This window comes from Streptomyces sp. P9-A4, from assembly GCF_036634195.1.
Lineage (GTDB): Bacteria > Actinomycetota > Actinomycetes > Streptomycetales > Streptomycetaceae > Streptomyces.
Genome location: NZ_JAZIFY010000001.1, coordinates 3,258,920 through 3,279,550 on the forward strand (window position 1 = coordinate 3,258,920; position 20,631 = coordinate 3,279,550).

Below are 20,631 nucleotides of genomic sequence, written 5' to 3' on the forward strand. Positions count from 1 at the left end.
TGGTCATGACCGACATCGAACTCGCCGACGCCATCGCCTCCGTACGCGACCAGCTCGTCGCCGCCGCCACTCGGGCGACCGGGCAGCCCGTCGCCTTCGAAGTGGGCGACATCGAGATGGAGTTCACCATCGAACTCCGCAAGGAGGTGAAGGCCGGCGGCAAGGTCAAGGCCTGGGTCGTCGAGGCCGGTGCGGACGCCTCCCGCACCCGGGGCGAGACCCACCGGGTCTCCTTCACGCTCAAGCCCCGGAACGCCACGACCGCCGGCCCCTGGCTCGTCGGCAACGACGAGGGCGCGGACCTGTCCGACTTCGGCGGCGGGTCCGAGGCACGGTGAGCGACTTCACCCCCGCCACCGCCGCCACCACCGCCGTCCTCGCCGTCCTCGGCGAGCAGCAGGGCACCGGGGTCCTGCTGACCCCGACCCTCGTCCTGACCAGTGCCCACGTCCTCGGCGGCGCCCGCAGCGCCACGGCCGCCGCCCCGCACATGGCGGTACCGGGACGGTTGTCGGTCGTCTGGTCCGACGACCGCCTCGACGCCGCCCTCCTCCGGTCCGGCCATCGCCTCGGCACCCCGCCCCTGTTCAGCGCCCTCGCCACCGACCGCCCGATACCCGGCTGCGAGATCGTCGGCTTCCCCCGGGTCCAGCGGTACGAGGGCCGGAAACCGGACGTCGACCAGTTCACCGGCACCGTCCTGCCCATGGCCGGACTCCTCCGCCACACCCTGACCGTCGAGCTGGACCACCCTCCCGTCACCGGCACGGAGGACGGCCCCTCGCCCCTCGCGGGCCTCTCCGGCGCCCCCGTCCTCGCCGACGGGAGACTGCTCGGCATCGTCCGCGCCGTACCGCGCGGACGCGGCCACCGCCGTCTGGAGTGCGTACCCCTGACCGCCGTCCTCGCGGACGAGGAAGTACGGCGGTGGCTTCCCCCCGACGTCGCCCCGCCGGTACGGATCACCGGCACGCACCCCCATGACCGGCCGTACGAGGAGGAGTACGCGGAGGCCGTCGGAGCCTTCTACCGCCGCACCCGGATCTTCGGCCTCGACGAACTGGGCAAGCGCGCCTCCCAGTGGGACCTCGACACCGCCTACCTCTCCCTGGAGGCCGCGTCCAGGACCCCCGGCTCGCCCGACCGCGTCCCGCAGCGCATCGACGACCTGCTCGCCTCCCGGCCGCGCGTCCTCCTCAGGGGCGACGCCGGGGCCGGGAAGACCACCCTGGTGTGGTGGCTGGCCGCGCACGCCGCCGCCGGGACCCTGGGGCCCAACCTCGCCGAGCTGAACGGCCTCGTCCCCTTCGTCGTCCCGCTGCGCACCCTGCGCGCCCGGGGCAACGGCTACCCCTCCCCCGCCGAACTGGCCCGCGTCTCGGGGCTCATGATCGACCCCGCCCCCGAGGGCTGGGCCGGCCGGGTCCTCAACGCGGGGCGCGGCCTGCTCCTGGTCGACGGCCTCGACGAGGTCCCGGCGGAGGAGCGCGAGGCCGCCCACACCTGGCTCTCCCAGCTGCTCGCCCGCTACCCCCGCACCCGGTGCGTGGCGACCGTACGGCCCTTCGCCGTCGCCCCCGACTGGCTCGGCTCCGAGCAGTTCGAGGAACTGACCCTCCTCCCGCTCAGGGACGCCGACATCCAGGCCTTCGTCGCCGCCTGGCACGCCGCCGCCCGGCTGGACGGAGACCCCGACCGGAACCTCACCGACCTCGAACGCGACCTGGCCCAGCAGTTCCGCCACAACCGTGCTCTGGCCGATCTCGCCCGGACCCCGCTGCTCTGCGCGGTCATCTGCGCCCTGCACCGGCTACGGGAGGGCTTCCTGCCCGAGACCCGCTGGGCGCTCTACTCCTCGGCGCTGCACCTGCTGCTCGGCGTCCGCGACGAACAGCGCGGGATCGGCACCCCCGACGGCATCGGCATGACGGTCGACGAGCACACCGAACTCCTCCAGCGGCTCGCGGCCTGGCTGGTCCGGGGCGGCCAGACCGAGTTCACCCGGGAACAGGCCCTGCACCAGCTCGCCCGCGCCCTGCCCGGGATGCCGAGGGTCGCCGCCCAGGGCGCCCCCGAGCAGATCCTCACCCATCTCCTGAACCGCAGCGGCCTGCTCCAGGAACGCACGGACGACGTCTTCCAGTTCGCCCACCGCACCTTCCAGGACTTCCTGGCGGCGAAGGAACTGGTGGAGGACGACCAGCTCAAGGAGGCCCTGCGGCACGCCCACGACCAGCAGTGGCACGACGTCCTGCTCCTGGCGGCCGGCCACTGCACCCGCCGCGACCTGCCCACCCTGGTCGAGGGCCTCCTCACGGCAGGATCGGCCACCCGCAAACGCGACCTGAAGACCACGCTGTACGTCCTGGCGGCGTTGGCGGCCCAGCACGCGGCCTGGCTGGACGGCGCCCTGCACGGGCGGGTGCGGAAGGCGGTGAAGTCGGTGATCCCGCCGCGGAACACCGAGCAGGTGGGACAGCTGGCCCGCCTGGGCGGATACGTACTGCCGCTGCTGCCCGGCCCCGCGGAGGTGTCCAGGGAGGCCATCGGCACCATCGTCCATCTGGTCTTCACGATCGGCGGCCGGGAGGCCCTGCCGTACGCCCGCGCATTCGCCGAGGCGGGAGAGGCGGACAGGTTCTCCGGCGTCTGGAGCCAGTTCCCCCTTGAGGCGTACGCGCGGGAGATCGCCCCGCACCTCACCCCGGACGCCCCCATCATGGTGACCGGCGTGGAACAGCTGCGGCATCTGCCGGACCACCCGAGCGTCCACCTCTACGGGGACTTCGAGGCACCCGAACTCCTCAGCGGCCTCAGCGGGCGGAGGCTGCGCTTCCTCGGCATCTCCCAGAACACCCGGCTCACCGACCTCGGCTTCCTGAGCGGAGTGGACTGCGCCCAGCTCACCGGCCTCTACCTGGCGCACTGCCCCCGGCTGACGGATCTGACGGCGGTGGCGCGGCTGAGCGCGCTCGCCTACCTCAGGGTCGGCGGCGTCCAGGACTCCACCGGGACGCTGGACCTCACCCCGCTCCACAACCTGCCCCATGTGATCGTGAACATCACGTCCTTCCCCCGCAAGCGGATCCTCGGCGCCGCCGCCCTCGGTGACCGGCTCACCGTCGAATAGACGGCCGGGGCGCCGCCGGGACGGCAAAAAGGGGCGGCCCCGGAACCATCGGGTTCCGGGGCCGCCCCTTACCGCGCCACCTGCTCAGCGCAGCGTCACGCTTCCTTCGACAGGTTCGGGCCCGTGCCGCCCGTGGCCTCGATCGGCGGGGCGTCCGGCAGCGCCGTCTTCTCCTCGCCGCGGAAGGTGAACTTGCGCTCCTCACCTTCGCCCTCGGTGTCCACGACCACGATGTGACCGGCACGCAGCTCGCCGAAGAGGATCTTCTCCGAGAGCGTGTCCTCGATCTCGCGCTGGATCGTCCGGCGCAGCGGCCGGGCGCCCATGACCGGGTCGTAACCCTTCTTGGACAGCAGCTCCTTCGCGGACTGGGAGAGCTCAAGGCCCATGTCCCGGTCCTTGAGGCGCTCGTCGACGCGACCGATCATCAGGTCGACGATCTGGAGGATGTCCTCCGGGGTCAGCTGCGGGAAGACGATGATGTCGTCCACGCGGTTGAGGAACTCGGGGCGGAAGTGCTGCTTCAGCTCGTCGCTGACCTTCGCCTTCATCCGCTCGTAGTTGGACTTCGTGTCGCCCTGGGCGGCGAAGCCCAGGTTGAAGCCCTTCGAGATGTCCCTGGTCCCGAGGTTGGTCGTCATGATGATGACCGTGTTCTTGAAGTCCACGACCCGGCCCTGGGAGTCGGTCAGACGACCGTCCTCCAGGATCTGGAGAAGGGAATTGAAGATATCGGGGTGGGCCTTCTCGACCTCGTCGAAGAGGACGACGGAGAACGGCTTGCGGCGCACCTTCTCGGTGAGCTGGCCGCCCTCTTCGTAGCCGACGTATCCGGGCGGCGAACCGAAGAGACGCGAAACCGTGTGCTTCTCGCTGAACTCCGACATGTCGAGGGAGATCATCGCGTCCTCGTCGCCGAAGAGGAATTCGGCGAGAGCCTTCGAGAGCTCGGTCTTACCGACACCGGACGGACCGGCGAAGATGAACGAGCCACCGGGGCGCTTCGGGTCCTTGAGACCGGCACGCGTACGGCGGATGGCCCGCGAGAGGCCGATGACGGCGTCCTTCTGCCCGATGACGCGCTTGTGGAGCTCGTCCTCCATGCGGAGCAGGCGGCTGGACTCCTCCTCGGTCAGCTTGAAGACCGGGATGCCGGTGGCGGTCGCGAGGACCTCGGCGATCAGATCGCCGTCGACCTCGGCGACGACGTCCATGTCGCCGGCCTTCCACTCCTTCTCGCGCTTGGCCTTCGCGGCGAGGAGCTGCTTCTCCTTGTCGCGGAGCGAGGCGGCCTTCTCGAAGTCCTGCGAGTCGATCGCGGACTCCTTGTCGCGGCGGACGCCGGCGATCTTCTCGTCGAACTCGCGGAGGTCCGGCGGCGCGGTCATCCGGCGGATGCGCATCCTGGAGCCGGCCTCGTCGATCAGGTCGATCGCCTTGTCCGGGAGGAAGCGGTCCGAGATGTACCGGTCGGCCAGGGTCGCGGCCTGGACGAGCGCCTCATCGGTGATGGAGACCCGGTGGTGGGCCTCGTACCGGTCGCGCAGACCCTTGAGGATCTCGATGGTGTGCGGCAGCGACGGCTCGGCGACCTGGATGGGCTGGAAGCGGCGCTCGAGGGCCGCGTCCTTCTCCAGGTACTTCCGGTACTCGTCGAGCGTGGTGGCACCGATGGTCTGGAGCTCACCGCGGGCCAGCATCGGCTTGAGGATGCTGGCGGCGTCGATCGCGCCCTCGGCGGCACCCGCACCCACGAGGGTGTGGAGCTCGTCGATGAACAGGATGATGTCGCCGCGGGTGCGGATCTCCTTGAGGACCTTCTTCAGGCGCTCCTCGAAGTCACCGCGGTAGCGGGAGCCTGCGACCAGCGCGCCGAGGTCGAGGGTGTAGAGGTGCTTGTCCTTGAGGGTCTCGGGCACCTCGCCCTTGACGATGGCCTGCGCCAGGCCCTCGACGACGGCGGTCTTGCCGACGCCGGGCTCGCCGATGAGGACCGGGTTGTTCTTGGTGCGGCGGGACAGCACCTGCATGACCCGCTCGATCTCCTTCTCGCGCCCGATGACCGGGTCGAGCTTGGATTCGCGGGCCGCCTGGGTGAGGTTCCGGCCGAACTGGTCGAGGACCAGGGACGTCGAGGGGGTGCCCTCGGCAGGACCGCCGGCCGTGGCGGCTTCCTTGCCCTGGTAGCCGGAGAGCAGCTGGATGACCTGCTGCCGCACCCGGTTGAGGTCGGCGCCCAGCTTCACGAGGACCTGGGCGGCGACGCCCTCGCCCTCGCGGATCAGGCCGAGCAGGATGTGCTCGGTGCCGATGTAGTTGTGGCCGAGCTGGAGGGCCTCACGGAGCGAGAGCTCCAGGACCTTCTTGGCACGCGGGGTGAAGGGGATGTGCCCGGACGGGGCCTGCTGCCCCTGCCCGATGATCTCCTCAACCTGCTGGCGGACCGCCTCGAGCGAAATCCCGAGGCTCTCCAGGGCCTTAGCGGCGACACCCTCACCCTCGTGGATAAGGCCCAGAAGGATGTGCTCGGTGCCGATGTAGTTGTGGTTGAGCATCCGGGCTTCTTCCTGAGCCAGGACGACAACCCGCCGCGCGCGGTCGGTGAACCTCTCGAACATCGTTAATCGCTCCTCAGAGCGGTCAGTCAGTTAGGGGTCGATCCCCTCCCTGTCCTTCCGCAGCTTAGTCCCGCAAGCGGGGACCGCTCATTCCAACTGCCGACATCCGTCCGGATCACCCCACCTTCCGCGGGGAGACCTGCTGCCGAACAGCCGACAAATGCTCCAACCCGATGGTGCGAGACGATGTTCCCGCAGGCCAAGTAGTTAGCCGCGCCATCAGTACGCCGATGGCGAACGTGAGACGCCGAAGCCCGCGAGTCGCCCCTCTCCACTAGGAATGTCTTACCCGTAAGGACTGACACTCCATGCGGCGCACCCCGGTTCCCTCCGCTACCAGCGAACACCCTTGCGCTGCCGAATGCACGCGTACGCCCCATCACGGACACCTTGCGCGTCCGGACGGAGACCGTGTGTCATCGCGGGCGTAACCAACACGCCCTCGCGGGAGTTCCCCCGGCATGGCCTTCACCGTCCCGCTTCCCCGTACGCCGCTCGACGGCGCTCTGGCGCGGTGGTACGAGCGGGAGCTCGGCTGGGCGACGGTGGCGGGTCCGCCGGTGCAGCTGGTCACGGGGCTGCGCTTCGACGTCCTTGAGCTGCCCGCCGAGGCCGGCCGGGGCGTGCTGCGCCGGACGGGCCCGGCGACGGGTCCGGTGGCCCTGCTGGGGCGCCGGATGCGGCTCCTCGTGGCCGCCGGGACGGCCGAGGAGCTACCGGGTCTGCTCGACTGGCTGGAGTGGGGCGGGATCGCGCTCGACCTCACGGCCATGGGGGCCGACGGCCGGATGACCGCACCCCTTCCCCCGGAGCGGGGCGGATCCGGCACGCCGGGTGCCTCCGTGTGGCTGCGGGCCCCTGCGCCGGGCCGCGAGGTCGAGTCCTCGCTGCCGGCCCTGCGGTCCACGCCCTGGGGCGGTGCGGATGCCCCGTGCCTGGTGCGTCTGGTGGCCGCGGCGGCCGCGGAGTGCCACCGGGCGCGGCTGCTGAGTGCGCGGACCCGGGGGCCGGCGGCTCAGCAGCTGTCGCCTCAGCGGTTCGCGTCCTCGTAGGCCGCCTTGACGGTGGCCGGCACGCGACCGCGGTCGTTCACGTCGTAGCCGTTCTCCTTGGCCCACGCGCGGATCTTCGCGGTGTCCTGGCTGCCCGCCGCCACGGCGCGGCCCTTGCCGCGAGCGCCGGCGGTACGACCACCGGTACGACGGCCGCTCGCGGTGTAGGGCTCGAGCAGACCACGGAGCTTTTCCGCGTTCGCGGTGGTGAGGTCGATCTCGTAGGTCTTGCCGTCCAGCGCGAACGTCACGGTCTCGTCCGCCTCGACGCCGTCGAGGTCGTCGACAAGAAGGACCTGAACCTTCTGTGCCACCGGATTTCCTTTCATCGAAAATGCAGTACGCGGAAAGGAAACCGCTTTTCCCGGAAAAACACAAACCCCTGGCAGAGGTTCAGAACCCCGACCGCGCGGGAAACGTGCGCGATTCGGACATAGGGATCCGCACGGGTCACAGGTGCAGAAGCATCCGGCTGTTGCCCAAGGTGTTCGGCTTCACTCGTTCGAGACCGAGGAACTCGGCGACTCCCTCGTCATAGGAACGCAGCAGCTCGCTGTAGACATCTCCGTCGACCGGGGTCTCGCCGATCTCGACGAAGCCGTGCTTCACGAAGAAGTCGACTTCGAAGGTGAGGCAGAATACCCGCCGCACACCGAGCCATCGGGCGGTGTGCAACAACTTGTCCAGCACCTGATGTCCGACGCCGGCTCCCTTGAACTCGGGATCCACGGCGAGAGTGCGCACTTCGGCGAGGTCTTCCCACATGACGTGGAGAGCGCCGCAGCCGACGACGGTGGCGTCCTCGTCCCGTTCCGCCACCCAGAACTCCTGGATGGACTCGTAAAGGGTGACGGTGGCCTTGTCGAGCAGGATGCCCCGGTTCACGAAGGGGTCGACGAGGCGGCGGACCGCGGCGACGTCTCCGGTGCGGGCCCTGCGGACGGTGACGGCTTTGGCGGAGGCCGGGGAAGCGGCCGGGGAAGCGGACGGCGACATGGGGGGACGCTATCGCTCCCGGGCCCCGGATCCCTCGGCGCCCTCCTCGGGCGGGGCGGGGAGCGGGGTGTCCCGCTGCACGATCCGGATGGCGTCGTTGAGGGCCTCGCGCTGTTCCTGCGACATCATCCCGAAGAAGGCGACGAGCGCGGCGGCCGGATTGTCGCTCTGTGCCCATCCCTCGTTCATCAGGGCGGCCGCGTAGGCGGCCCTGGTGGAGACCGCCGTATATCGATAGGCGCGGCCTTCGACTTCTCGGCGGACCCAGCCCTTCTGATGGAGATTGTCCATGACGGTCATGACGGTGGTGTAGGCGATGGACCGTTCCTGCTGAAGGTCCTCCAGAACTTCCCGGACGGTCACCGGACGGTTCCATTGCCAGACGCGCGTCATCACGGCGTCTTCGAGCTCTCCCAGGGGACGGGGCACAACGTCACTTTAGTGCTCAAAACGCCATTTAGCGCCCATTGACGTAAGGAAACACAACAAAAAGGACGCACGACCACGAAGGGTCGTACGTCCCGGGTACTGCGGCGGTGCGGGCGGGCGTCAGACGGCGGGGGTGCTGTCCGCCTGGCGGGTCGCCTCGGCGCGGGCGAGCGCGGCGTCCACGACCGCGTCCTCCTTCGCCTTGTTCGGGCCGCCCTGGCTCTTGACGATCGTGACGACGAGGCCGATGAAGAACGCGGCCATCACGACGGGGGGCACGAGCGCGGATACGTAGTCCATGGCGACCAGCCTAGCTATCCGGCGACGCGTTCCTCGGGCGGGGGCGGGGGTACGGGCCTCCGGCGCGGCGGAAACACCTCGGAGGGCTTGGGCACCGGACGCTCGGCGGGCGCCGGGGGCGTCGGCTTGGGATCGTCGGCCGCCGCGCGCCCGCCGGGCAGGGCGAGCAGCCGGACCCGGGGCGCCGTGACCACGGCGCCCTGCGGGCTCCGTCCGGCGGTCGTGCCGGTGGCCTGGGAGACCCGGGCGAGGCGCGCGCGTACGGAGCGCTCGGCGAGGATCTGGCAGCGGGCGAGCAGCTCGGCCGCCGCGGGGTTGCGGCGCAGGGCGCGCAGTGCGGCGAGGTCGTCGGCCCCGGGGTCGTAACCGGCGGCGAGGGCGTCCTGGAGGAGCTCCAGATAGCCGCCGAGGGACCCGGGGAGCGCTTCGCGGTAGCGGGCCAGGTCGGCGAGGAGGAAGGCGCGCAGCCGGCCGGCCTCGCGTACCGCCTCGTCCACGGATTCGGCCAGGCGCAGGGTGTCCTGGACGTCCTCGTCCTGGAGCGGGGCGGGGTGGAGGGCGACGGCGAGGGCACGGCGGAGCACACGCAGCTCGTCCGCGCTGAACGCCATGCCGCCGCGGGATCCGTATGGCGTGGGCATGGGCCGACGATACGCGCTAATCGGACAATTTCCTCTTAGCGATCATTGCGGCGCGCCGACGGCCCGCCCGTCCGCCCGCCTCCCTCACATGCGGGAGACGTTCCGCTCGTACACCAGGCGCAGGCCGATCAGGGTCAGCCAGGGCTCGTGCTCGTCGATCTCCCGGGAGTCGGCGAGGACCATCGGCGCCAGGCCGCCGGTCGCGATCACCGTCACGTCCGAGGGGTCGCCGTTCGGGCCGACCAGCTCCCGCTTCATCCGGGCGACGACGCCGTCGACCTGGCCCGCGTACCCGTAGACGATGCCCGACTGCATCGCCTCCACCGTGTTCTTGCCGATCACGCTGCGCGGCCTGGCCAGCTCGATCTTGCGGAGCATGGCCCCCTTGACCCCGAGCGCCTCGACCGAGATCTCGATGCCCGGCGCGATGGCGCCGCCCGCGTACTCGCCGCGCGTGGTGACCGCGTCGTACGTCGTCGCCGTACCGAAGTCGACGACGATCGCCGGGCCGCCGTAGAGCTCGACGGCCGCGACCGCGTTGATCACGCGGTCCGCGCCGACCTCCTTGGGGTTGTCCGTGAGGATCGGCACGCCCGTCTTGACGCCCGGTTCCACCAGGACCGCGGGGACGTCCCCGTAGTAGCGCCGGGTGACCTCGCGCAGCTCGTGCAGCACCGAGGGGACCGTCGCGCAGATCGCGATCCCCTCGATGCCGTCGCTCAGCTCCACGCCGAGCAGCGGGTGCATGCCCATGAGGCCCTGGAGCAGGACCGCCATCTCGTCGGCGGTGCGGCTCGGATCGGTGGAGATCCGCCAGTGCTCGACGATCTCGTCACCGTCGAAGAGACCGAGGACCGTGTGCGTGTTGCCGACGTCGATGGTGAGCAGCATCAGGCCCGCACCTCGCGCAGGTCGAGGCCGATGTCGAGGATCGGGGAGGAGTGGGTGAGCCCGCCGACCGCCAGGTAGTCCACCCCGGTCGCCGCGTACGCCGCCGCGTTCTCCAGGGTCAGCCGGCCCGAGGACTCCAGGGCGGCGCGGCCCGCGACCAGCGCGACGGCCTCCTCGGTCTCGGCCGGGGTGAAGTTGTCCAGCAGGATCAGATCGGCGCCCGCCTCCAGGACCTCGCGGACCTGGGGCATCGTGTCGACCTCGACCTCGACGGGCAGCTCGGGGAACAGCTCGCGCACGGCCTTGAAGGCCTCGGCCACGCCGCCGGCCGCCACCACGTGGTTGTCCTTCACCAGCGCCGCGTCGGAGAGCGACATGCGGTGGTTGACGCCGCCGCCGCAGCGGACCGCGTACTTCTCCAGGGCGCGCAGGCCCGGAGTGGTCTTGCGGGTGTCGCGGACCTTGGCCTTCGTGCCCTCCAGGGCGTCGGCCCACGCGCGCGTTGCGGTGGCGATGCCGGAGAGGCGGCACAGGAGGTTGAGCGCGCTGCGCTCGCCGGTGAGCAGGTCACGGGTGCGGGCGGTGACGCTGAGGAGCACGTCCCCGGCCTCGACGCGCGCGCCGTCCTCGACGTGCCGCTCGACCTCGAACTCGGCCGTGCACACGATCGAGAGGACGGCCTCGGCGATCCGCAGACCGGCCACGACACCGGCCTCGCGGGCGGTGAAGTCGGCGGTGGCGACGGCGTCCTCGGGGACGGTCGCCACGGTCGTCACGTCGACGCCGCCGTCGAGGTCCTCGGCGATCGCCAGGTGGGCGACGTCCTCGACCTGGACGGGGTCGAGTCCCGCGGCCTCCAGCAGCTCGGCCAGCGCCGGGTCGAGCCCGCACTCGAACTCGTCGGCACCGCCGCAGCCGCAGCCGTCGCCGCAGCCGCCGGCCGCCTCGTCGGAGGAAACCGTGTGGATCTGGATGAGAGGGACGTCCACGGGCTGCGGACGGGCTTCCTCGGGCGTGGTCACTTACGGCTCCCTTGGGGCATCGGAGGTGGGGGGAAAGTCATGTGTGCCGGTCGTCCGGACGTCGAGGGTCCGCTCCGGGGTGAGGCGTACGACGAGATGCCGGCGCCAGTCGGTGTCGTCGCGGTCCGGGTGGTCCTCGCGCCAGTGGCAGCCGCGGGTCTCCTCGCGGCGGCGGGCGGCGGCGACCAGCACGCGCGCGACGCACAGCAGGTTGGTGGTCTCCCAGGCGTCCACGCCCGGCTCGCCGGCCTTGGTGTCGTCGGTGCCGCCCGCGAGGGCGTCGCCGTGCAGGGCGTCGAGGGCCTCGGCGGCCCCCCGCAGGCCGGTCTCGGAGCGCAGCACCCCGGCGCCGGCCGTCATGATCCGCTGGATACGGGTCCGGGCGCCGGCCACGGGCAGCGGCAGGGTCACCGGGGACGGGTGCGCGACCGGGGCGCCCGGCACGCGCGGGGCGGCCGAGATGACGTCCTCGGCGATCCGCTCGGCGAAGACCAGGCCCTCCAGGAGGGAGTTCGAGGCGAGCCGGTTGGCGCCGTGGACGCCCGTGCAGGCGACCTCCCCGCACGCGTACAGGCCGGGGACGGTGGTACGGCCCCGCAGGTCCGTACGGATGCCGCCGGAGGCGTAGTGCGCGGCGGGCGCGACCGGGATCGGCTCGGTCACCGGGTCGATGCCGTGGGAGCGGCAGGCGGCGAGGATCGTCGGGAAGCGCTCCGCCCACATCTCGGCGCCGAAGTGGCGGGCGTCGAGATACATGTTGTCGGTGCCCTGCTCCCCCATCCGGCGGGTGATCGCCTTGGCGACGATGTCCCGGGGCGCCAGCTCGGCCAGCTCGTGCTGTCCGAGCATGAAGCGGACCCCGTCGGCGTCGACCAGGTGGGCGCCCTCGCCCCGGACCGCCTCGGAGACCAGCGGCTGCTGACCCTCGGAGCCGACGCCGAGGAAGAGCACCGTGGGGTGGAACTGGACGAACTCCAGGTCGGAGACCTCCGCGCCGGCGCGCAGCGCGAGCGCGACGCCGTCGCCGGTGGAGACCGTCGGGTTGGTGGTGGCGGAGAAGACCTGGCCCATGCCGCCGGTCGCGAGGACCACCGCGGGCGCGTGGACGGCGCCGACGCCGTCGTGCTGGCCCTCGCCCATGACGTGCAGGGTCACGCCCGCCGTGCGGCCCCCGGCGTCCGTGAGGAGGTCAAGGACGAGGGCGTGCTCGATGGTGCGCACGCCCCGGTCCCGTATCGCCTCGACCAGGGCGCGGGAGATCTCGGCGCCGGTCGCGTCGCCGCCGGCGTGCGCGATCCGGCGGCGGTGGTGGCCGCCCTCCCGGGTCAGCGCGATCCCGCCGTCGGCGTCCTTGTCGAAGTCGGCGCCGGTCGCGATGAGCCTGCGGACGGCGTCGGGCCCCTCGGTGACGAGCACCCGCACGGCCTGCTCGTCGCAGAGCCCGGCGCCGGCCACGAGCGTGTCGTCGAGGTGCTGCTCGGGGGTGTCGCCGTCGCCGAGCGCGGCGGCGATGCCGCCCTGGGCCCAGCGGGTGGAGCCGTCGTCGAGCCGGGCCTTGGTGACGACGACCGCACGGAGCCCGGCCGCGGTGCAGCGCAGGGCGGCGGTGAGGCCGGCGACTCCGGAGCCGACCACGACGACATCGGCGTCGATGGCCCAGCCGGGCGCGGCGGCGTGCAGCCGTATTCCGGTCACGGGTTCGCTCCCAGGGTGGTGGACATGGTGCCTCCGAGGTGGAGGGGGATGTTGTCGATCAGCCGGGTGGTGCCCACGCGCGCGGCGACGGCGAGGACCGCGTCCCCGTCGTGGTCGTCGGCGACCTCGGTGAAGTCCGCCGGGTCGACGAGCGCGAGGTAGTCCAGCGTGAGCGGCGGCTCGGTCCTCGTGGCGTCGTCGAGGACGGTACGGGCGGCGGCCCTGACGGCCTCGGCCCCGCAGCCCTCGACGGCCTGCGCGACCGCGTGGGCGTCGGCGGCGGCCCGTGCCTCGCCGAGCCGGGAGAGCGCCTCGGCGCGGTTCTCGGCACGCCCCTGGGCGGCGGGCAGGGCGGCGGCACGCGCGCGGAGGGCCTCCTGCGCGGCGAGCCGCTCGCGGGCGGCGAACAGCGCGCCGGACAGCGCGAGGGCGGTACGGCGCTCCTCGGCCGACAGGTAGCGGTTGCGGCTGGACAGCGCGAGGCCGTCGGGCTCGCGGACGGTCTCCACGCCGACGATCTCGACCGGGAAGTTCAGGTCGCGGGCCATGCGCCGGATCAGCGCCAGCTGCTGGGCGTCCTTCTGGCCGAAGAAGGCCAGGTCGGGCGCGGTGAGGTGGAGCAGCTTGGCGACGACGGTCAGCATGCCGTCGAAGTGGCCGGGCCGTGAGGCGCCTTCGAGGCGCTCGCCCATGGGGCCGGCGGTGATCCTGACCTGCGGCTCGCCGCCGGGGTAGACCTCGTCGGCGGAGGGCGCGAAGACGGCGCTGGCGCCCGATTCGAGGGCGAGGGCGAGGTCGGCGTCGAGGGTGCGGGGGTAGCGGTCGAGGTCCTCGCCGGCGCCGAACTGGAGCGGGTTGACGAAGACGGTGACGACGACGAAGCCCTTCTCCCCCACGCGGGCGCGTGCGGCCCGGACCAGGGTGGCGTGGCCCTCGTGGAGGGCGCCCATGGTCATGACCACGGCGGTGGAGCCGGGGACGGCGAAGTGGGCGGCGGCGTCCCTGAGGTCCTCGCCGGTGCGCAGGAGTTCGGCGGGCTGGTGGCGGACCGGGCGACCGGTGTCGCCGTCACGGGCGAACAGGCTCATCGGTCGTCTCCTTGCGGCCCGTCGGCGCTTCCGGTGGGGCCGGTCGCACCCGCCGGGGTGTCGGCGAGCACGCCCAGCAGGTCCTCGGCCAGCTCGGGCTTGAGCAGGCCGTGCGCGAGCGCCCGGTCGGCGGTCGTGCGGGCCATCGCCAGATAGCCGGCGACGGTGCCGGGCGCGTGCTTGCGCAGTTCCGCGACGTGCGCGGCGACCGTGCCCGCGTCACCGCGCGCGACCGGGCCGGTGAGGGCCGCGTCCCCGGACCGCAGGGCGTTGTCGAGGGCGGCGCCGAGCAGCGGGCCGAGCATCCGGTCGGGGGCGGCGACGCCCGCCTTGTGGAGCAGTTCCATCGACTGGGCCACCAGCGTGACCAGGTGGTTCGCGCCGAGGGCCAGGGCCGCGTGGTACAGCGGGCGGGCGTCCTCCGCGATCCACTCGGGCTCGCCGCCCATCTCGATCACCAGGGCCTCCGCGGCGAGCCGCAGTTCCCCGGGCGCGGTGACGCCGAAGGAGCAGCCGGCGAGCCGCTGGACGTCGACCCCCGTGCCGGTGAAGGTCATGGCGGGGTGCAGGGCGAGCGGCAGGGCGCCGGCCCGGCGGACGGGGTCGAGGACCCGTGCCCCGTACCGCCCGGAGGTGTGCACGATCAGCTGTCCCGGCCGTACGGCCCCGGTGTCGGCGAGCCCCTCGACCAGCCCGGGCAGGGCGTCGTCGGGGACGGTGAGCAGGACCAGGTCGGCGAGGGCGAGGACGCGCGCGGGCTCGACGACGGGGACGTCGGGCAGGAGGGCGGCGGCGCGGCGCCGGGAGGCGTCGGAGACCGCCGAGACGGCGACGGGGCGGTGCCCGGCGAGCCGGAGGGCGGCGGCGAGGGCGGGGCCCACGCGGCCGGCGCCGACGACTCCGACGGTGAGCCGGGCGGGTCGGTCCTCGGCTCGGGGCTCTGGCGCTGCTGGTGCGTTCACGGTGGGGACGGCCTTCCGTTCCAGTCCTCGGCGGGTACCGGACGATTTCTGGTCATGCTACGCCAGCGTTTCGCGCTCCTCGGTGGCTGTCCACAGGGTGTGGGCGGGGTGTGATGATCGGCTCATGAATGGCATGCATCCCGTGAATCCCGTGGACGGCACGGACCCGGTGGACGGCACGGACCCGGTGGCCCCCGCGGACCGGACAGACCCCGTGGAGCCTCCGGACGAGGAAGCGGCCCGGCTGCACCGGGCGAAGGTCTGGGGCGAGGCCGCGCGCAAGATGGGGCAGACCTCGGTGGACGGCACGGTCGGCACGCGCCTGCGTGAGCTGGCCGACTGGGCGGACACCGCCGGATACGGCGGGGCCCCGCTCGGCACCTACGGCAACGGCACCGTGGAGGTGCTGGAGCGGCGCGTCGCCGAGGAGCTCGGCCTGCCCGCCGCCGTCTTCTTCCCCACCGGCACGATGGCCCAGCAGGTGGCTCTGCGCTGCTGGGCCGGGCGCACCGGCAGTCCCGTCGTCGCCCTCCACCCGCTCGGCCACCCCGAGGTCCACGAGAACGGCGCGTTCGGGGCCGTCTCCGGACTCCGCACCGTCCACCCCACCGACGCGCCCCGGCTGCCGACGGCCGAGGAGGTGCGGGACCACCCGGAACCCTTCGGGACGCTGATGCTGGAGCTGCCGCTGCGGGACGCGGGCTTCGTCCTGCCGACCTGGGAGGAGCTGACCGAGGTCGTCGAGGCGGCCCGGGAGCGGGACGCGGTGGTCCACTTCGACGGGGCCCGGCTCTGGGAGTGCGCGACGCGATTCGGCCGTCCGCTCGCGGAGATCGCGGGGCTCGCCGACAGCGTCTACGTCTCGTTCTACAAGTCTCTCGGCGGTATGTCCGGGGCCGCGCTGGCCGGCCCCGAGGACGTCATGGAGGAGGCCAGGGTCTGGCGGCACCGGTACGGGGGGATGGTCTTCCAGCAGTACCCGGCGGCGCTCTCCGCGCTCCGGGGCCTGGACATCGAGCTGCCCCTGCTCCCGTCGTACGTGGCGCACGCGCGCGTGGTGGCGGACGCGCTGCGGGAGGCGTTCACGGAGGCCGGGACGGGCTGGTTCCGGATCCACCCCGAGGCGCCGCACACCCACCAGTTCCAGGTCTGGCTGCCGTACGCCCCCGAGGCCCTGACGGCGGCGGCGCTCGCGCAGACCGAGGACACCGGCACGGCGCTCTTCCGCCGCTGGTTCGCCCCGGGCGCGGGCGGCCCGCCGGGCGTCTCGTTCACGGAGGTGACGGTGACGGAGCCGGGCCTGGAGTGGACGGCGGAGGACGTGAGGACGGCCGTACGGGACTTCCTGGGGCGGCTGGGCTAGCGGAGGCCGAGGGCCGCTCGGAGGCGGTGGCGGAGGGCGCCCCGCGCCGGGCGGCCCGCGCGCTCACGCTCGGCGCGGCGCCGCTCGCGGACCGCCCGCAGGACGGCGACGTCATGGGTGCCGGGCGCCGGCGGCGCCGGCTCGCCGAGCCGGGCGGCGCGGTACGCGTCGAAGAGGTACTGGTGCATCGCGTTCATGCCCTCACCGTGCGCCCGGCCCCCAGCCCTTGGCGCGCCGATTGACGGCCGTCGTCAAACGGCGCGACACCACCCCCGCTCCACCCCGCACCATGGACGGGTGAGCGTGACCATCGACATCACCGGACTGCCGCACGAGCGGATCACCTTCAGCCCCTCGCCGCTGGCCGAGCTGGGCGCCGCCCTGCACGCCCTGTCCGAGCCCGCGCACCACGCCCGGCTCCACGCCTGGACCACGACGACGGCGGCGGCGCTGAAGCCGGAGCTCGCGGACCGGCTCCACGAGGCCGACTTCATGTGGAACTCCACCCGCTCGGACATCCTGCTGCCCTCGCGTCCCCGGGGGACCCTCGCCGAGGAGCTGGACGACCTCGACCGCATGGACGACGAGAAGTACGTCGGCTCCGCCCTGGAGATCTCCTGCAACAGCAAGTACACGCACGGCGCTCCCTCGCCGCTCGTCGACGAGCGGATGCGCCGCCGCACCCTGGACCTGGCCGCCGCGCGCGGCCCGCGCCAGGTCGCCTTCGTGGAGCGGATGCTCGCCGACCCGCCCGGTACGCGCGCGTGGGTCCGGCGTCTCCTCGAGGACTGCGACGAGGCCTTCTTCGCGGACACCTGGTGCCGTGTCCGCGTCCAGCTCGCCGCCGACGCCCGCCACAAGACCGAGCTGATGCGGCACAAGGGCCTGGCGGAGGCCGTCGCCGACGCGTCCCCCGCGATGACCCTGGAGGAGGACGCGGCGGGCTCCCGGATCGTCGTCGACAAGCTGGTCCAGGGCCGGGCGAGCGCCGCCGGCTCCGCGGTGACGTTCCTGCCGACGGCCTTCGGCTGGCCGCACCTCTTCGCCCTCTACGCCCCGGGCTGGCAGCCCGTCATCCAGTACCCCGTCCCCGACCGCGAGCCCGGTGGTGTGGCCTCCGTCGAGGCGGTCACCCGGCGTCTGGAGGCCGTCGCCCACCCCATGCGGATGCGGCTCTGCCGCAGTCTGGCCCGGGGTTCGAGCACGACGAGCGAGCTGGTCGACGCGTACAACATCACCGCCCCCGAGGTCTCCCGGCACCTCGCGGTCATGAAGAAGGCCGGACTCGTCACCACCCAGCGCCGGGGCCGATACGTGCTCCACCAGCTGGACGTGGCCGTCGTCGCCCGCCTCGGCAGCGACTTCCTGGAGAGCGTGCTGCGCTAGGACCTGCCCCCGGGTCAGCCCGCCGCGCCGCCGCCCGCCCTGACCAGACCCGTCTCGTACGCGAGGACGACGACCTGCACCCGGTCGCGCAGGCCCAGCTTGGTCAGGATGCGGCCCACGTGGGTCTTCACCGTCGCCTCGGAGAGGACCAGCCGGGCGGCGATCTCGCCGTTCGACAGGCCCTGCGCGACCAGCATCATCACCTCGCGCTCCCGGTCGGTGAGGCGCCCCAGCTCCTTGTGCTCGGGCTCCCGGCCCGTCGACGGCAGCATCGGCGAGAAGCGGTCGAGGAGCCGCCTGGTGGTGGAGGGCGCCACCACCGCGTCGCCGCTGTGCACCGAGCGGATCGCGCCGAGCAGCTCCGCCGGCGGCACGTCCTTCAGCATGAAGCCGCTCGCCCCCGCCTTGAGCCCCGAGAAGGCGTACTCGTCGAGGTCGAAGGTGGTCAGGATCAGCACCTTCGGGGCGTCGGGCTGGGAGCAGATCCGCCGGGTCGTCTCCACCCCGTCGAGCTTCGGCATGCGGACGTCCATCAGGACGACGTCGACCGCCGTCGCGCGCAGGACCTCCAGGGCCTCGACCCCGTCCCCCGCCTCCGCCACGACCTCCATGTCCGGCTGGGCGGCGAGCACCATGCGGAATCCGGTGCGCAGCAGCACCTGGTCGTCGACGAGCATCACGCGGATGGACATCAGGTTCCTTCGGGGTCGTGTTCGGATCGTCAGTGAGCGGGCTTGAGCGGGAGCAGGGCGCTGATCCGGAAGCCTCCGCCCGGACGGGGTCCCGCGTCCAGGGTGCCGCCGACCATGCCGACCCGCTCGCGCATGCCGATCAGGCCGTGGCCACGGCCGTCGGCGCCGCCGTCCTCGTACATCTCCTGCGGCGCGCCCCGGCCGTCGTCCTCGACGAGCAGTCCGAGCCCGTCGTCGAAGTAGACCAGGCGGACGCTGGCGCCGACATCGGGGCCGCCGTGCTTGCGCGTGTTGGTGAGGGCTTCCTGCACGATCCGGTACGCGGTGAGCTCGACGCCGCTGGGCAGCGGGCGCGGGCTCCCCTCGATGGCGAAGTCCACGGTGAGCCCGGCGCCCCGCACCTGCTCGACGAGGTCCTCGATCTGGCCCACGTCGGGCTGGGGCACGTACTCCCCGGCCTCCTGGTGCTCCCCGGTGCGCAGGATGCCCAGGAGTCTGCGCATCTCGGCGAGCGCCTGCCGGCCGGTGGTGGAGATGGTCTCCAGGGCCTGCTTCGCGGTCTCCGGGGAGGAGTCCATGACGTAGGCGGCGCCGTCGGCCTGGACCACCATCACCGACACGTTGTGCGCGACGACGTCGTGCAGCTCGCGGGCGATCCGGGCCCGCTCGGCGGCGACCGCGACCTTGGCCTGCGCCTCGCGCTCCTTCTCCAGCCGGGAGGCCCGCTCCTCCAGCTGCGCGAAGTAGGCGCGGCGGGTGCGGAGCGAGTCGCCGAGGACCCAGGCGAGCGCGAACGGCACGGTCATGATGATGACGAAGAAGACCTTGGCCGCACCGGAGTCGGTGGCCTCCATCGGCCATCTCAGCTGGGAGAGGGGCGAGGCGCAGAGTCCGCCGACGAGCGCGAGCCGGGACGCCCAGCGGGGTCCGTCGTGCGCCGCGACCGTGTAGATGATCATGAGCATGGCGAAGTCGGCGATGAACGGCCTCAGGCCGAAGCCGAGCTGTGCGAGCCCCAGTCCGGTCGAGAGCAGCAGCATCTTCTCGGGGGCTCGCCGCCGCAGGGCCAGGACCAGGGAGAAGAGCAGGGCGACCACGCCGTACGCGACGGGTTGGCCGAGCCCCGGGGAGGTCTCCCCCACCCACAGCAGGGAGAACCCGAGGAGGACGACGGCCCAGAAGCTGTCGACGCCCGTCGGGTGTCTGCGGATGAAGTCGTAGAGGCGCTGCACGTCACCCAGGGTAGGGAAGGGAGGCGGGTGCGGGGATCAACCGTGGGGTCGATCCTTGGCGCGGGGCCCGTACTCCCCGAGGTGGAGACTGGGCCCGTGACGGATGAGACGTGTCAGTGGCAGGGGTGGCGGGAAGCCGCGGAACGGGCGCTGTACGGCCCGGGGGGCTTCTATCTGCGCCCGGAGGGACCCGCGGGTCACTTCCGCACCTCGGTGCACGCCTCCCCGCTCTTCGCGGGGGCCGTGGCCCGGCTGCTCGGCGAGGTCGCGGAGGAGCTGGGGACGACCGTGATCGACCTGGTGGACGTGGGCGCGGGGCGCGGTGAACTCCTCACCGGGGTGCTCGCCGCCACGGAGGGCAGCGGGCTCACGGTCCGGGCGTACGCCGTCGAGCGGGCCGGCCGGCCCGCGGGGCTCGACCCCCGGATCGAGTGGACCGGCCGGATCCCCCGGGGGACGCGCGGACTCCTCTTCGCGAACGAGTGGCTCGACAACGTGCCGGTGGACGTGGCCGAGGCGGACGCGGAGGGCACGGTCAGGTACGTGGAGGTCCGCCCGGACGGCACGGAGCGGCTCGGCGGTCCCGTGGAGGGCCGGGACGCGGAGTGGCTGGCCCGCTGGTGGCCGCTGACGGAGCCGGGGGCGCGGGCCGAGATCGGGTGGCCCCGGGACGAGGCCTGGGCGGCGGCGGTGGGTTCGCTGGCGGCGGGCAGGGCGGTGGCCGTGGACTACGCGCACGTACGGGCGTCCCGGCCGCCCTTCGGCTCCCTGACCGGCTTCCGCGCGGGCCGCGAGGTCCCACCGGCCCCGGACGGCTCCTGCGACGTGACGGCGCACGTGGCTCTTGACGCGTGCGCGGCGGCGGGTGGGGGCGCGGACGTCCCGACGGCTCCGGACGGCCTCGGCGGGCTCGTCACCCAGCGGGAGGCCCTGGGCCGGCTCGGGGTGGAGGGCGGGCGGCCGCCGCTGGCCCTCGCCTCGGCCGATCCCGCCGCGTACCTGCGTGCGCTGTCCGCCGCCGGCGAGGCCGCGGAGCTCACCGCGCGCGGGGGGCTCGGGGACTTCCTCTGGCTGACCCGGCGGGTGCCGGGACGGGGCGGCCGGGCCGTGTCGGGCCTCGGGGGATACTGACCG

The 20,631-nt window shown here is 72.8% G+C and carries 20 protein-coding genes; 6 read left to right on the forward strand and 14 right to left on the reverse strand.

The window, feature by feature from the left end; genetic code table 11:
- Nucleotides 1-5: 5 nt before the first annotated feature.
- Both V4Y03_RS14550 and V4Y03_RS14555 read left to right on the forward strand, forming a co-directional pair.
- Nucleotides 6-338 (forward strand): trypco2 family protein, encoded by a 333-nt coding sequence (locus V4Y03_RS14550; RefSeq protein ID WP_317874813.1) that lies wholly within the window; start codon nucleotides 6-8, stop codon nucleotides 336-338.
- Complete coding sequence (locus V4Y03_RS14555; protein WP_332435197.1) at nucleotides 335-3,130, forward strand: NACHT domain-containing protein; 2,796 nt, start codon at nucleotides 335-337, stop codon at nucleotides 3,128-3,130. The genes V4Y03_RS14550 and V4Y03_RS14555 overlap by 4 nt, the downstream gene beginning before the upstream one ends.
- A 95-nt stretch (nucleotides 3,131-3,225) precedes the next feature.
- On the opposite strand, the gene V4Y03_RS14560 is transcribed toward V4Y03_RS14555, so the two are convergent.
- Nucleotides 3,226-5,748, reverse strand: a complete 2,523-nt coding sequence (locus V4Y03_RS14560) for an ATP-dependent Clp protease ATP-binding subunit (RefSeq protein ID WP_317874815.1) — start codon at nucleotides 5,746-5,748, stop codon at nucleotides 3,226-3,228.
- Nucleotides 5,749-6,209: 461 nt separating this feature from the next.
- On the opposite strand from V4Y03_RS14560, the gene V4Y03_RS14565 reads away from it, so the two are divergent.
- Nucleotides 6,210-6,800 carry an SCO3374 family protein gene (locus tag V4Y03_RS14565; protein WP_332435198.1) on the forward strand — a complete coding sequence of 197 codons (591 nt, stop codon included), beginning with the start codon at nucleotides 6,210-6,212 and terminating at the stop codon, nucleotides 6,798-6,800.
- On the opposite strand, the gene V4Y03_RS14570 is transcribed toward V4Y03_RS14565, so the two are convergent.
- The 10 genes from V4Y03_RS14570 to V4Y03_RS14615 all read right to left on the reverse strand — a co-directional run bounded on the left by V4Y03_RS14570 (nucleotide 6,779) and on the right by V4Y03_RS14615 (nucleotide 14,824).
- Nucleotides 6,779-7,114, reverse strand: coding sequence for a histone-like nucleoid-structuring protein Lsr2 (locus V4Y03_RS14570; RefSeq protein ID WP_317874817.1), 336 nt, complete (start codon nucleotides 7,112-7,114; stop codon nucleotides 6,779-6,781). The genes V4Y03_RS14565 and V4Y03_RS14570 overlap by 22 nt on opposite strands.
- Before the next feature lie 136 nt (nucleotides 7,115-7,250).
- The gene (locus V4Y03_RS14575) at nucleotides 7,251-7,796 is read right to left on the reverse strand and encodes an amino-acid N-acetyltransferase (protein WP_317874818.1); all 546 of its coding nucleotides are present in this window, start codon (nucleotides 7,794-7,796) and stop codon (nucleotides 7,251-7,253) included.
- Nucleotides 7,797-7,805: 9 nt separating this feature from the next.
- Nucleotides 7,806-8,225 carry a BlaI/MecI/CopY family transcriptional regulator gene (locus tag V4Y03_RS14580; protein WP_317874819.1) on the reverse strand — a complete coding sequence of 140 codons (420 nt, stop codon included), beginning with the start codon at nucleotides 8,223-8,225 and terminating at the stop codon, nucleotides 7,806-7,808.
- Nucleotides 8,226-8,345: 120 nt separating this feature from the next.
- Nucleotides 8,346-8,525 (reverse strand): hypothetical protein, encoded by a 180-nt coding sequence (locus V4Y03_RS14585; protein WP_317874820.1) that lies wholly within the window; start codon nucleotides 8,523-8,525, stop codon nucleotides 8,346-8,348.
- 14 nt (nucleotides 8,526-8,539) lie between these two features.
- Complete coding sequence (locus tag V4Y03_RS14590; protein WP_332437180.1) at nucleotides 8,540-9,136, reverse strand: hypothetical protein; 597 nt, start codon at nucleotides 9,134-9,136, stop codon at nucleotides 8,540-8,542.
- Between the two features lie 114 nt (nucleotides 9,137-9,250).
- On the reverse strand, nucleotides 9,251-10,057 hold the full coding sequence (locus V4Y03_RS14595; RefSeq protein ID WP_317878471.1) for a type III pantothenate kinase: 807 nt from the start codon (nucleotides 10,055-10,057) through the stop codon (nucleotides 9,251-9,253).
- Nucleotides 10,057-11,079 carry a carboxylating nicotinate-nucleotide diphosphorylase gene (nadC, locus tag V4Y03_RS14600; protein WP_317878470.1) on the reverse strand — a complete coding sequence of 341 codons (1,023 nt, stop codon included), beginning with the start codon at nucleotides 11,077-11,079 and terminating at the stop codon, nucleotides 10,057-10,059. The genes V4Y03_RS14595 and nadC overlap by 1 nt, the downstream gene beginning before the upstream one ends.
- Entirely contained in the window at nucleotides 11,080-12,774 is a 1,695-nt protein-coding gene (locus tag V4Y03_RS14605; RefSeq protein WP_332435199.1) for an L-aspartate oxidase, read from the reverse strand.
- A complete protein-coding gene (gene panC, locus V4Y03_RS14610; protein ID WP_332435200.1) occupies nucleotides 12,771-13,862 on the reverse strand; it encodes a pantoate--beta-alanine ligase in 1,092 nt (363 codons plus the stop codon). Before panC ends, V4Y03_RS14605 begins: the two co-directional genes overlap by 4 nt.
- Nucleotides 13,859-14,824 (reverse strand): Rossmann-like and DUF2520 domain-containing protein, encoded by a 966-nt coding sequence (locus V4Y03_RS14615; protein WP_317878775.1) that lies wholly within the window; start codon nucleotides 14,822-14,824, stop codon nucleotides 13,859-13,861. Before V4Y03_RS14615 ends, panC begins: the two co-directional genes overlap by 4 nt.
- Before the next feature lie 124 nt (nucleotides 14,825-14,948).
- Here V4Y03_RS14615 and V4Y03_RS14620 point away from each other — a divergent pair, with 124 nt between their 5' ends.
- A complete protein-coding gene (locus tag V4Y03_RS14620) occupies nucleotides 14,949-16,187 on the forward strand; it encodes a threonine aldolase family protein (protein ID WP_332435201.1) in 1,239 nt (412 codons plus the stop codon).
- Here the strand turns inward: V4Y03_RS14620 and V4Y03_RS14625 are convergent.
- Nucleotides 16,184-16,384: a hypothetical protein gene (locus V4Y03_RS14625; protein ID WP_332435202.1), complete on the reverse strand. Its 201-nt coding sequence runs from the start codon at nucleotides 16,382-16,384 to the stop codon at nucleotides 16,184-16,186. The two genes, V4Y03_RS14620 and V4Y03_RS14625, sit on opposite strands and share 4 nt — an antisense overlap.
- Before the next feature lie 106 nt (nucleotides 16,385-16,490).
- Here V4Y03_RS14625 and V4Y03_RS14630 point away from each other — a divergent pair, with 106 nt between their 5' ends.
- Complete coding sequence (locus V4Y03_RS14630; protein WP_332437181.1) at nucleotides 16,491-17,573, forward strand: DUF5937 family protein; 1,083 nt, start codon at nucleotides 16,491-16,493, stop codon at nucleotides 17,571-17,573.
- Between the two features lie 14 nt (nucleotides 17,574-17,587).
- Here V4Y03_RS14630 and V4Y03_RS14635 read toward each other — a convergent pair whose 3' ends face one another.
- Both V4Y03_RS14635 and V4Y03_RS14640 read right to left on the reverse strand, forming a co-directional pair.
- Nucleotides 17,588-18,265, reverse strand: coding sequence for a response regulator transcription factor (locus V4Y03_RS14635; protein WP_317878197.1), 678 nt, complete (start codon nucleotides 18,263-18,265; stop codon nucleotides 17,588-17,590).
- A gap of 29 nt (nucleotides 18,266-18,294) precedes the next feature.
- Nucleotides 18,295-19,497 carry a sensor histidine kinase gene (locus tag V4Y03_RS14640; RefSeq protein ID WP_317878196.1) on the reverse strand — a complete coding sequence of 401 codons (1,203 nt, stop codon included), beginning with the start codon at nucleotides 19,495-19,497 and terminating at the stop codon, nucleotides 18,295-18,297.
- Between the two features lie 96 nt (nucleotides 19,498-19,593).
- Between V4Y03_RS14640 and V4Y03_RS14645 the strand changes: the two genes are divergently transcribed.
- Complete coding sequence (locus V4Y03_RS14645; RefSeq protein WP_332435203.1) at nucleotides 19,594-20,628, forward strand: SAM-dependent methyltransferase; 1,035 nt, start codon at nucleotides 19,594-19,596, stop codon at nucleotides 20,626-20,628.
- Nucleotides 20,629-20,631 lie beyond the last annotated feature (3 nt).

Excerpts from the sequence above, each read along its gene's own strand:
- V4Y03_RS14550 (WP_317874813.1), top strand. The coding sequence starts at position 6 with ATGACCGACATCGAACTCGCCGACGCCATCGCCTCCGTACGCGACCAG.
- V4Y03_RS14560 (WP_317874815.1), bottom strand. The coding sequence starts at position 5,748 with ATGTTCGAGAGGTTCACCGACCGCGCGCGGCGGGTTGTCGTCCTGGCT.
- V4Y03_RS14565 (WP_332435198.1), top strand. The coding sequence starts at position 6,210 with ATGGCCTTCACCGTCCCGCTTCCCCGTACGCCGCTCGACGGCGCTCTG.
- V4Y03_RS14575 (WP_317874818.1), bottom strand. The coding sequence starts at position 7,796 with ATGTCGCCGTCCGCTTCCCCGGCCGCTTCCCCGGCCTCCGCCAAAGCC.
- V4Y03_RS14585 (WP_317874820.1), bottom strand. The coding sequence starts at position 8,525 with ATGGACTACGTATCCGCGCTCGTGCCCCCCGTCGTGATGGCCGCGTTC.
- V4Y03_RS14590 (WP_332437180.1), bottom strand. The coding sequence starts at position 9,136 with ATGGCGTTCAGCGCGGACGAGCTGCGTGTGCTCCGCCGTGCCCTCGCC.
- V4Y03_RS14595 (WP_317878471.1), bottom strand. The coding sequence starts at position 10,057 with ATGCTGCTCACCATCGACGTCGGCAACACGCACACGGTCCTCGGTCTC.
- panC (WP_332435200.1), bottom strand. The coding sequence starts at position 13,862 with ATGAGCCTGTTCGCCCGTGACGGCGACACCGGTCGCCCGGTCCGCCAC.
- V4Y03_RS14620 (WP_332435201.1), top strand. The coding sequence starts at position 14,949 with ATGAATGGCATGCATCCCGTGAATCCCGTGGACGGCACGGACCCGGTG.
- V4Y03_RS14625 (WP_332435202.1), bottom strand. The coding sequence starts at position 16,384 with ATGAACGCGATGCACCAGTACCTCTTCGACGCGTACCGCGCCGCCCGG.
- V4Y03_RS14635 (WP_317878197.1), bottom strand. The coding sequence starts at position 18,265 with ATGTCCATCCGCGTGATGCTCGTCGACGACCAGGTGCTGCTGCGCACC.